10 protein-coding genes and 1 riboswitch are annotated in these 12,269 nt (G+C 31.4%); of the genes, 1 reads left to right on the plus strand and 9 read right to left on the minus strand.

The window, feature by feature from the left end; genetic code table 11:
* Positions 1-77 precede the first annotated feature (77 nt).
* Positions 78-163: riboswitch (cyclic di-GMP riboswitch) on the minus strand.
* Positions 164-288: 125 nt separating this feature from the next.
* From ACTG48_RS16130 to ACTG48_RS16145, 4 genes are all read right to left on the minus strand, one after another.
* Positions 289-1,467: a cation diffusion facilitator family transporter gene (locus ACTG48_RS16130; RefSeq protein WP_021385781.1), complete on the minus strand. Its 1,179-nt coding sequence runs from the start codon at positions 1,465-1,467 to the stop codon at positions 289-291.
* Positions 1,468-1,699: 232 nt separating this feature from the next.
* Positions 1,700-3,319 carry an alpha/beta hydrolase family protein gene (locus tag ACTG48_RS16135; protein WP_479917377.1) on the minus strand — a complete coding sequence of 540 codons (1,620 nt, stop codon included), beginning with the start codon at positions 3,317-3,319 and terminating at the stop codon, positions 1,700-1,702.
* 308 nt (positions 3,320-3,627) lie between these two features.
* On the minus strand, positions 3,628-4,305 hold the full coding sequence (locus tag ACTG48_RS16140; protein WP_479917378.1) for a LysR family transcriptional regulator substrate-binding protein: 678 nt from the start codon (positions 4,303-4,305) through the stop codon (positions 3,628-3,630).
* A gap of 31 nt (positions 4,306-4,336) precedes the next feature.
* Positions 4,337-4,495 (minus strand): helix-turn-helix domain-containing protein, encoded by a 159-nt coding sequence (locus ACTG48_RS16145; protein ID WP_479917379.1) that lies wholly within the window; start codon positions 4,493-4,495, stop codon positions 4,337-4,339.
* A gap of 126 nt (positions 4,496-4,621) precedes the next feature.
* Here ACTG48_RS16145 and ACTG48_RS16150 point away from each other — a divergent pair, with 126 nt between their 5' ends.
* Positions 4,622-5,161: a prolyl-tRNA synthetase associated domain-containing protein gene (locus tag ACTG48_RS16150; RefSeq protein WP_479917380.1), complete on the plus strand. Its 540-nt coding sequence runs from the start codon at positions 4,622-4,624 to the stop codon at positions 5,159-5,161.
* 115 nt (positions 5,162-5,276) lie between these two features.
* Here the strand turns inward: ACTG48_RS16150 and ACTG48_RS16155 are convergent, their stop codons facing one another.
* From ACTG48_RS16155 to ACTG48_RS16175, 5 genes are all read right to left on the minus strand, one after another.
* A complete protein-coding gene (locus ACTG48_RS16155) occupies positions 5,277-8,051 on the minus strand; it encodes a calcium-translocating P-type ATPase, PMCA-type (RefSeq protein ID WP_479917381.1) in 2,775 nt (924 codons plus the stop codon).
* Between the two features lie 322 nt (positions 8,052-8,373).
* A complete protein-coding gene (locus ACTG48_RS16160) occupies positions 8,374-9,357 on the minus strand; it encodes an ABC transporter ATP-binding protein (RefSeq protein WP_479917382.1) in 984 nt (327 codons plus the stop codon).
* The gene (locus ACTG48_RS16165; RefSeq protein WP_044213874.1) at positions 9,338-10,342 is read right to left on the minus strand and encodes an ABC transporter ATP-binding protein; all 1,005 of its coding nucleotides are present in this window, start codon (positions 10,340-10,342) and stop codon (positions 9,338-9,340) included. The genes ACTG48_RS16160 and ACTG48_RS16165 overlap by 20 nt, the downstream gene beginning before the upstream one ends.
* A complete protein-coding gene (locus tag ACTG48_RS16170) occupies positions 10,320-11,210 on the minus strand; it encodes an ABC transporter permease (RefSeq protein ID WP_479917383.1) in 891 nt (296 codons plus the stop codon). Before ACTG48_RS16170 ends, ACTG48_RS16165 begins: the two co-directional genes overlap by 23 nt.
* A gap of 85 nt (positions 11,211-11,295) precedes the next feature.
* Complete coding sequence (locus ACTG48_RS16175; protein WP_479917384.1) at positions 11,296-12,255, minus strand: ABC transporter permease; 960 nt, start codon at positions 12,253-12,255, stop codon at positions 11,296-11,298.
* Positions 12,256-12,269: the final 14 nt, after the last annotated feature.

Raw genomic sequence — 12,269 nt, forward strand, 5'->3', positions numbered from 1 at the left:
AAATTTCCATTGATATCCCATTTAAATTAATTTTTATCAAAAAATTATACAAAAAAAGCTATGAAAATAAATAAATTTATATTCATAGCCGGTTGCACCACTGACTCAGTATGTCCATAAGGCGCCCAATAATAAGACATACATCAACATCTCTATAATATTTTATAAAAAACAATTAAAATTGTTATATTCATACTAAATACAATTATATATTTATATTATATAATGACTATATCTTATTGTCTATATATTTTACATTTTTTTCCTTATAACAATTTTAGGTAATCATTAAATAAAATCCTTATCCACAACAATTACACAATTATATTCAGGATTCATCTCCTTAACTAATCTCGTTATATCTTCTTTTAAATCTTCTTCTGACATATTTTTAGAGAACTCAGAAGGATTAACTACTATATCAAACACTAAATTTTTCTTATTTCCTTTTCCAACTATTCTAAAATCATGCATAGATTTTACGAGACTATTTTTCTTAAGTATTTTTTCAAGTTCTTCCTTTGCTGACATAACTTCTTCATCTTCAAGACATATAGGGTCCATGTGAATTACCAAATATATATCCAATTTTTCAGATATTTCTCTCTCAGCAGTATCTATGATTTCATGAATTTCCATTATATCTATATTTGATGGAATTTCTGCATGTATAGATGCAATACATCGTCCAACTCCATAGTTATGGATTATTAAATCATGTGTCCCTATAATATGTTTATAAGATAGTAATAATTCTATAATGGATTTTACCATTTCTTCATCTGGGGCTTCTCCTAGAAGAGGATTTATAGTATCTTTTACAAGTGAAAATCCAGCATAAAGTATTACTAGTGATACTGCAATACCAACATAGCCATCTATAGGAAAACTAGTAAACCTAGCTATAACAAATGATATTACTACACAACTCGATGTGAATACGTCTCCTAAAGCATCAAGTGAAACTGCTTTTAATGCTGAAGAATTAATTTTATTTCCCATAAATTTATTAAATTTACTTAACCAAACTTTAATCATTATAGAAGCAATTAAAAGTACAAGAGGTATTACTTCAAATTTTATAGGTACTGGATTTACTATCCTTTCTACAGATGACTTTATAAATTGAAGTCCTACCAACATCACCATAAATGCTACTATTAATGCGGATAAATATTCTATTCTTCCATGTCCAAAAGGATGCTCTTTATCAGCTGGCTTACTTGCTAATTTGAATCCTATCATAGTTATTGCTGAAGATGCCATATCAGAAAGATTGTTAAATGCATCAGCCATTATGGCTATACTTGCTGTGAGCATACCTATAGACACCTTTACTACAAATAAAAGTAAATTAGATAATATACCTACTACACCAGCTACATAACCATACTTATTTCTAACATCTCTATTTTGAACATTTTCACTATCTTTGATAAATGTTTTGACTAGGATTTTTGAAAACATAAAACTTACCCTCCTTGTCTTCTATTTTATTAACAAATTTTAGAATTTATATCTTTATTTATGATAACATAATTTGTATATAAAATTCTTAAAAGTTACTCTATCTTAATAAGATATTATTAGCCTTATTTTCATACAGCCATTATAAAAGCAACATATTTTCAGTTTAAATTCTTGAAGTCTAACAAAATTAGCCCTAGATATTTTATAATTTTACCTAGGACTTATATTACTATTTTATACCAACTATTTTATTTAACATAATTGAACCTGTATCTGGATTTTCAAATTCAAATTTAATGCCTTTTACATTAGATAAATCTATGTTTTTAAACTTTTCAATAGGTATTATTGTATCACTTACTGGAGTATATCTTGACCAAAACTCCATAAATTTTCCTTCTACATATTCATCTCTCACAGCTTTACCCTCAAAATATTTTATAGCAGACACTTTATCATTATCCATTATTACACTACTTTCTTTTCCTTTAGAATCAATTAAGCTAAGTTTAACTGAAACCTTCTTATCTTTACTATTTAACTCACTAGGAGAATTCAACGCCCATCTAAATTTTAGTGCAGAGTAATCTTTTAAATTTTTATTACTTAAAGGTAACTCTATTTTTGCTTCTTTAGATTTCCAATCAACTTGCAATAAATCAACATCTTCACTTGAGCTTATATTACTAAAAAGTTTTGCAGTATCTTTATCTAATCTCTCTGATTCAACTACCTCTTTTGTATCAACATCACTTGAATCTATATCTTTAAATGATTTTTGATTGAATAAATCTAAAGAACCATTATATTTAACTTTGTTTAATGTCTGATACTCATACATTTTATATGGCAATCCCTTTTTACTAAAAATAGGTGATTCGCTATCATCAAAGTCAAAAATAGATTTCATATAGTCAACTGCATAATTAGAAAAGAAATCTCTATGTTCTTCTTTACCTAATTTTTCAGGATAAGTCCCATCCGTATCTCGTGGTGCAGAAAATTCCTTTTCTCCCAAAACTGAGTTATATGCATTATGATTTCCACCTACTAAATAAGTTAGTCCCAATGGGCTTTTTCTATTTTTATCTAAGGATATAGCATGAAAAATATCATCTCCACTGTGAATAACATCTCCATCGTACTCTGATACTATTATTGTTGTTGGTATATCTGGAAACTTTTCTATCGGACTATTATAGGCTGGTGTAAGTGATATAATTCCTTTTATTCCCTTAAACTCTTTTTGTATTTGGTCTTGTGCTATTTTGAATACACCAGAACCAGCTACAGAATGACCTATAAGACCAATATTATTTAAATCAACTTTATCTTTAAGATATACTCCAAATCCGTTTTTATTTCCCTCATTTGCATCTTGAAATGCTTTTATATAAGCCTGAGTTAAATATGTGATTCTCTCGTTTTCTACAGGTTCTCCATACTTAAAAGTATAGTTTACTGAAGTATCAATAGATACTCCTATAATACCATTTTTCGCTAAATCTTCAGTAAGATATTTAAATCCATCTTCAAAATCATTTTCTCCATCTCCATGTTGCCCATGAAAGATTAATACTACAGGTGCTTTTTCTTTTATCTCTTTAGGAGCTGATATTATACCTTCTATCTTAAAAGGTATTGTCTTTCCTCTTATAACTATTTCTGATGTTCCTAAACTAAATTTATTAGATTCAATCTTATTATCATTATTTTTTGTTGAATTTATTTCGTATGATATTTTTTCATTTGAAGTTTCATTAGAATTAGCTTTATTTGTACAACCTACAAACAGAGCACTTATTACTGATATAGATAAAATCATACTAATCCATTTTTTAAATTTCATAAATTTATTCCTTTCTATATATCCATTTTGATATGATTTATTGGATTTCTAGTAAATTTTCTTTATAACTTAATATCTATTTATTAATCTTTCTATCTATTCGGATAATCTATTTGAATTCTATTAAAGTAACCTTATACTATTAGTTCCTTTTCTTCATAGATTTATTGTCATGCTATTATTTTTCCCAAGTATTATTTATAATATTATTTTTTATTTCTGATATCTTTTAATTTAAAGCTCTAAAATTTTACTTTTATATAATATTTTTACATATAAAATAGTTTTTTCATTGATTTTTTTTGTATTTATTTATACTTTATATAATCTATAAACTTCTTCACTGCAAGTGATGTGCTCTTTTTGTCCCTTAATACCATACCAATATTTCTATAAGCTGGTACTTCCAACTCCTTTGCCACAATACGATAAGGAATACGTTGTAAAATAAGCTGAGGTAATATGCTAATACCCAAGCCACTTTCCACCATAGACATAATTGCATAATCATCCCATGTTGTAAAATGAACTTTAGGAGAAATATTGTGGCGTTCAAATATCTCAGAAATCTCTGTTTTTGCACCTTTTTCTAATAACATAAAAGGATAATTACAAAGTTCATCAATTGGAAAGTATTCACACTCTACAAGAGGATGGTTTTCAGGTAAAATCACAAGTAATTTATCCTGCTCTAAAAAAATAGTTTCAAACTCTGGAAGCGTAGGCAGTCTTAAAAAACCACAATCAACTCTACCATCTAGAATCCAATTTTCTATTTCTGTATAATCACCAAGTAATAATTCATAGTCAATATTAGGATAGTCCTTTTGAAACTCTCTAATAATATTTGGAAGCCAATGAGTTGCCACACTTGAAAAGGTTCCTATTCGTATAATCCCTGATTTCAATCCATTCAATTCCTCTATTTGCATTTGTAATTTATAATATTCATTACATACACCTTTAGCAAAAGGTAATAATTTCATACCATCAGAAGTTAATTTTACCCCAGAACGTCTACGTTCTAATAGTGATACCCCCCCATTCTTTTTCTAAATCATTAATCATACGGCTAATGCCAGATTGCGAATACTTTAACATATCCGCTGCCTTTGTAAAACTTCCAGATTCAACAGCTTTAACAAATGCCATATATTTTTGAATATTCATATCCATACTGTGTACACCTCACATCCATCTGATTTTGTCATATTTTCTATGATAAACATTCGCTTTTATAATTTATAACCTTATGATACACTATGCCCATAGGATTTTAAACGGAAAGGAAGGAAATAAATCATGTTTTTTATAAGTGATATTTATACAGAAGCACCAGTTAAATTTGATACTCCATTACAAAAAGAGGTATACGAAATATTACAAAATTTGAATATTGAATTTGAACGCGTTGAGACAGATGAAGCAATTACAATGGAAGACTGTGTTCAGATTGATAAAAAATTGGATATGAAAATGGTAAAGACTCTATTTCTTTGTAATAGACAAAAAACAGATTTTTATCTATTTATTATGCCAGGGGATAAACCATTTAAATCAACTAATTTTAGCAACGCATTAGGAGTGTCTAGAGTTTCTTTTGCTCCTGCTGAATTCATGGAAACAATGTTAGGAACTAAAGTTGGTGCAGCAACTATTTTCAGTGCTATACTTGACAGTGATAATACTGTACAAATCGTTTTTGACAAAGACGTTGTCAATGAAGAATGGTATGGATGTAGTGATGGTACTACTACCAGTTATATGAAAATTAAAACAAAACAAATCATTCACGATTTTTTACCTTTCGTAAATCATACACCATCTATAATCGAATTGTAATATAATGAAATATTATAGAAAGAAACTATATAATATTAAAATAACTCCAAAATAATTGTATAAAACATAAAACCGCAAAGTCATAATATATGCTACTTTGCGGTCTTACAAAAAATTAACTTTTAATACTAAGATTCGTAGTTCTGCTATTTTTTAGTGTTCTAAGAATTAATTTAACAAATTCATTTGATAACAGAATAGTTGATGCAAATAGTATTATTTTTATCCACATATTAAAGTCTAAAGAAACAGAGTTAAAGAAACTCTGGAATACTTGTGTAAATATTATCTGGATTACACCTGTAACAACAATTATTTGTAATGCCAGCTTATTTTTAAAGAAATTCGGTATCGTACTATTAAAGCCAAACTCTCTACAATTCAATGCATTAAAAAGGGCACTGAATGCAAATAAAGAAAATATAACAGTACCTTGCTCATCTGGTGTGGCCCCCAATATATTAAAAGCTGATTGTGTAAATACAATTGTAATTATAAGGATAGCATTTATAATAATATTTATAGACATAGACCTAGCTATTATTCCAGAGTGTCTATTTATTGGTTTTCTTTTCAATACATAATCTCTAACAGGTTCTAGTCCTAATGCAAGAGCTGGAGGACCATCCATTATTATGTTTACCCATAATAGTTGTATTGTGGTAAATGGCATATCTTTACCAGTAAGCTGAGATATTATAGCAATTATAAATGCTACTATATTTACAGTAAGCTGGAACTGTATAAATCTTTGGAAGTTTTCATAAATACCTCTTCCCCATTTTATTCCTTCTACTATTGTACTAAAGCTATCATCAGTCAATATTATATCCGCTGCATTTTTAGATACTTCTGTACCTGAGATTCCCATCGCAATACCAACATCTGCTTGACTAAGAGCTGGGGCATCGTTTATACCATCACCTGTTACAGCTACAACTTCACCACTTTTTTGAAGTGCAGAAACTATTCTCATCTTTGTATCTGGTTTACTTCTTGCCACAATAGATATTCCTTTTATTTCTTCCCTTAACTCTTCATCTGTCAGTACGTCTATATAGGTTGCCTCAACTGCCTTTTTCCCATCACTCAATAAACCTAATTCATCTCCAATAGCAGTGGCTGTATTGATATTATCTCCTGTAAGCATTTTTACATCTACTCCTGCATTAAATGCCTTATCAATAGATTCTTTAACCCCTTCTCTCAATGGGTCTACTATTCCTACAAATCCACTAAATACCAAATTATCTTCCTTTTCATAGCCTCTTGGATTTCCTATTAAATTCAATTCTCCTTCTGAAGTTATTGCAACTTCTATCCTAGATTTAGTCATCTTTTTATAGGCAAACCCTAATGTTCTCATAGATTTAATTTGTAGCTTTTTTATTTCATCCAAAATATTTTTTTCTATTTTGGGAGTTATTGGAATAATACTTTTTCCTTGTTGTACATAAGAACATTTCTTTAGTAGTACTTCTGGTGCTCCTTTTGAAAGCAGTATATCTGAATCCTCTTGACGGATTAATGTTGACATTTTCTTTTCTTCTGAACTAAATGGTATTTGTGATATTAAATAAGTTTGTTTTCTCATTTCATTATAGTTCTTATCATTATGATATAAAAGTAATGCACACTCTGTTGCACTTCCTATGTATTTAAATGAATTATCTTCCTTTTCGATATCTGCTGTTGAATTTACTATACAGTTTTGTTCAAAATAGCTATTACTTTGATATTCTCCACTATTTATATACTTACCATCAACATATGCTACTTCTACCATCATTTTATTTTGTGTTAAAGTACCTGTCTTATCAGAACATATTACAGAAACAGAGCCTATTGTTTCACAGGCTTCTTTCTTTGTTACTAGAGCATTTATTTTTGCCATTTTTTGCATAGTTATAGCTAAGGTGATATTTATCATAGTTGGTAGACCTTCTGGAACAGTTGCAACTATTAAAGCAATACAAACCATATATGCATTCTTAGCTGGTTCTAATGATTGTAAAAAAGACAAGATACTGCTTGTATCCAAAATCAATAGTCCTTTTCTCTGCATCTGTATAATCATGAACATACACAATAAAGTAGCTATTATCCCTGATATTCCTGCTATTTTAGCGCCTAACTTACCTAGCTTAATTTGAAGTGGAGTTTGCTGGTCATCATTTGATAAATTCTGTGCTATCTTACCCATCTCTGTCTTATCACCAATATGAGTAACAACCATTATACCTCTACCATATGCTACAAGAGTTCCTCCAAATACCATATTTATTTGCTTTGCAGGTATTGTATCCTGTTCAATTATTTCTGTTTTAGAATAAACTACCTCCATATCCAGTATAGCATCAGCATTTTTAGCTACATCATCAGACTCTCCTGTTAGCATATCTTCTCTAAGCTTCAAATTTATAGATTGTATAAGCCTTCCATCTGCTGGTATCATATCCCCCGTTTCTATATATACAATATCTCCTGGTACCAAATCATTTTTTGATATTTTAACTATCTTTCCATTTCTAAGTACTTTTACTTCTATATTCTCTGTTAATTTTGATAGAGCATGAGCTGCTTTTTTAGATTTTCCTTCGGTTATTATACCTATAGAAATACCAATAAAAATAGCTCCTAAAATACCTAATGCATCATGCAATTCTCCAACAAATGAACTTATTACTGCTGCTCCTATAAGAATTAATATCATGGGCTCTGTCAGACTTTCTCCCAACTCGTCCCAAAATGTTCGTCCTTCTTTTATCGTAAATTCATTTAATCCATATCTAAGCTTCCTCTCTTCTACCTCATTATCAGCAAGTCCAACTTCTGGATTTGTCTTTAAGTATTTTAATACTTCTTTGGTAGGTTTATTATAATACCTCATAACTTTATCCCCCTTGTTAATTATCTATAGAGAATTATATGCTTATGATAGCTTGTATATTACTTTTCCAAAAAAATAAGGAGTTGTCTCAAAATTGATTTTTTTCCAATCAAATTTTAAGTTCAACTCCTCTTTTAAATTTTTTATATGTTATTTTTTACTACCTTTTTAAATTAATATTTTAAGGTTTTAATATTGAAAAAATTTGAGTACAAGAAATAAAGCATCTATATTTTTAGATAAAATTATATAAAAACAAATCTATTTACACCTCTACCATTTATAACTATGTTAAAATACTAGTTATCATTACACCAAAAATTTACTCTTTATAATAGCTAAACCCTTTGCTTGTCATGTGACAAGCAACTAGATGATTCTGCCTGTGTTCAAATAATTCAGGTATTTCTTTCCTACAATATTCTGTTGATATTGGACAACGCTCCACAAAAGGACATCCTTTTTCACAACTTGAAAAAATTTTAACTTCGTCTTGTACGTCTATTTCTTCATCTAGTATATTTCTCTCATTCGGATTTGGAGTCAAAACTGCACGTAAAAGCATCTGTGTATATGGATGTAAAGGTGTCTTGTAAATCTCCTCAGCATCCCCAATCTCCACGATTCTACCAGCATACATCACTGCTATCCTATCAGAAATATAACGCACCATATTTAGGTCATGTGAAATAAATAGATAAGTAAGCCCAAGTTCTATCTTTAATTTATATAAAAGGTTTATAATCTGACTCTGAATAGAATTGTCTAGTGCTGACACTGGTTCATCACATATAATGAAATCTGGCTGAACCACGAGTGCACGTGCAATACTAATCCTTTGTCTTTGGCCTCCTGAAAACTCATGTGGAAAACGTCCTGCATGCTCTCGCAAAAGCCCAGTCATTTCTAACAATTCATATACTTTTTGTGTTCTTGTATTTTTATCCAGCATGCCATGAACCTTCAAATTTTCTGCAATAATAGACTCCACTGTCATATGTGGGTCTAAAGACATATATGGGTCCTGGAATATCATTTGTGTATGTTGTGCAAATGCCTTTCTTCTACTTTGTCGATGTAGCTCTAGTTTTTTGCCTTGAAATAATATTTCACCTTCGCTTGATGGATATACACCCATAATAACTCTTGCAAGAGTTGATTTTCCACAACCAGATTCTCCAACAAGCCCTAAAGTTTCACCTTTATAAATAGTTAGGTTAACGTGATTGACAGCAATATTTTTGCGCTTTCTTCCTAAAGGAAAGCTCTTGGATACATTATTTAATTCAAGTAATTTTTCCATCATCCAATTCCTCCTTTGGAAAACTTTCATGCAGACGCCAACAAGAAGCACTATGACTATTTGACACCTTAAACAAAGGAGGCTCTTCTCTCAAACAAATCTGCATACAATATGGACACCTCTTTGAAAAAGAACAACCGACTGGCAAATCAGATAAATTTGGTGGACTTCCCAATATATATATGCGTTCACCCATACCACCTGATGTAGGGAGTGTTCTTAACAATGCTTGTGTATATGGGTGTATTGCTTTACTAAAAAGTTCTTTCACATCACTCTCTTCCACAATTTTTCCAGCATACATCACTACTACACGGTCTGCCAAGTTTGCCACAACACCAAAATCATGGGTAATCAAAAGCACAGCTGTCCCCATCTCTTTTCTGATTTTGGCAATCAGTTTCAAGATTTGCAGTTGTGTAGTAACATCAAGAGCTGTTGTTGGTTCGTCTGCAATAAGTAGTTTCGGATTACATGCCAAAGCCATAGCAATCATTACACGTTGTCGCATACCTCCTGAAAATTGATGAGGGTACTGCTCTGCTTGTAGTGCAGCATTTGGTATCTGTACCATTTCAAGTAGTCTAACTGCTTCTTGTTTACAATCAGATGATGACATTTTTTCTTTTCTGTATAGCGACTCTGTAATCTGCTTACCTATTTTCATTGTAGGATTCAAACAAGTCAGAGGGTCTTGAAAAATCATACTTGCTAAAGTACCTCTTATTTGTTCCATCTCTTTTTCTGATGCATTCAAAATATCAAAGTTTAGAAGTTTCAATTCTTCAGCCATAATTTTAGCTGGTGGTGAAGGATTCAGTTGCAAAATTGACTGTGCCATTACACTTTTACCACAACCACTTTCACCCACTAGTGCAAGAATCTCGCCACTGTTCATGGAAAGCGAAACACCTCGAACTGCATTTACGGTTCTTTTGTGCATATCGAAAGACACATTCAATTCCTTAATTCTTAGAATATCGTCCATAATCAGCAGACCTCCTCAACCTAGGATTTAGAGCATCTTGAAGTTGGTCTCCCAAGAGATTGAAAGAAAGCATTATAAGACAAATAAATAGTCCTGGCACTAAAAGCCTTACTGGATAAGTCTGAAAAACAGCAACACCTTCATTTGCCATAATTCCCAATGATGGATATGGTGGAGGGACTCCCATTCCCAACATTGATAAGAATGCTTCTGTAAATATAATCCCTGGAATACTCAATGTCATATGTACAATAATAATACCTAACATATTAGGAATTAGGTGGCAGAAAATAATCCGTCCCATACTTGCTCCCATAATTCTTGCAGCAATTATAAATTCTCTCTCCATAAGAGAAATCACCTGTCCTCTTACCAATCGTGCCATACTAGTCCATCCTACAAGAGTATAGGCGATAATCAAAGTTCCAACTCCCTGTGGTAGCACTGCCATGAGTAAAAGGACAACAACAAGGTATGGAATTCCACTAATGATTTCCAATATACGCATCATTACATTGTCAACCATGCCACCTATATATCCAGAAATACTACCATATACTACTCCTACTATGCAGTCTATGATAGCTACCACCCCTGCTACTAGAAGTGATACTCGTGTCCCATACCAAATACGTACAAAAATATCACGCCCAAGATTATCTGTACCAAAGATATGAGTAAAACCACTACTTGGGTCTTTGCTAAAAAAGGGGGTATTTGCATATGCCACATTCTGAGATGCAAAATCAAAATTATAAAATATTGGAAAACATATTGATCCTATAATCAGAAGAAGTATCATTATAAATGACACTACTGCAATTTTATTGTGGCATAGTATGGATATAGTTTCCCTTACAAAACTCATAGAGGGATACACCTGTTTATTATTAGTTATATCTAAATTACAGCCATCAATAGAAGAAAAATCTTCATGGACAAGTACTCTTTTACTACTGTCTATTTTCCTCACCTCCTAATTTTATGCGAGGGTCTATACAACTGTTCAAAATATCCACGATTAAATTACACAATACGAGAAACATACCAAAAAATAATGTTGTTCCTATAATCACTGGATAGTCATTGGCCTGTACTGAGTCTACAAAGTATTTTCCAAGACCTGGAATAGAAAATACATATTCTACAGCAAATGTCCCAGTCAACAGAACTGCTGTCATAGGACCAAGAACTGTTATCACTGGCATTAATGCATTACGTAGACAATGATGAAAGATAATATCTTTTTTCTTGATTCCTTTAACCTTTGCTGTACGGATATAGTCCTGCCCAAGGACATCAAGCATACTAGAACGCATTAACCTCCCAATACTTGCCATAGAACCAAAGGCGAGCGCAAATGCAGGTAAAATCTTGCTATTCTCACTCCCCCATCCTATAATGGCAAAAAAATGGATACCAGTAAATTGAAACACCACAATTCCAAAAAAATACTGCAACAAAGCACCAATAATAAATGATGGAACAGACACCCCAAGAAGCACCAAAATCATTGTCAATGTATCCCACTTCGTCCCATGCTTCAAAGCAGCTGTAATCCCTGACAAAAATCCCAAAATAATTGCAAAAATCAAAGCCCGTATTCCCAGTTCTAAAGAAACTGGGAATGCTTGGGCTATAATATCTATGACTTGACGACCAGATACAATGGAAGAACCAAAATCTCCATGTATCAAATTATTCACATATATTCCATACTGCTCTAATATAGACTTATCTAGACCATACTTTGTGGCTAAAGAAGCTTTTATCTCAGGATTAAGTACCTTAATTCCGGAAAAAGGGTCACCTGGAAGCATCTGCATCAATAAAAATGTAATGGAAATCAAAACCCATACAGTAAGTACCGCATAAATAAGTCGCTTAGCGATATACCTCATTTGTAAAGACATATTGTCTGCTCCTG

The organism is Clostridioides sp. LIBA-6822 (genome assembly GCF_056688955.1).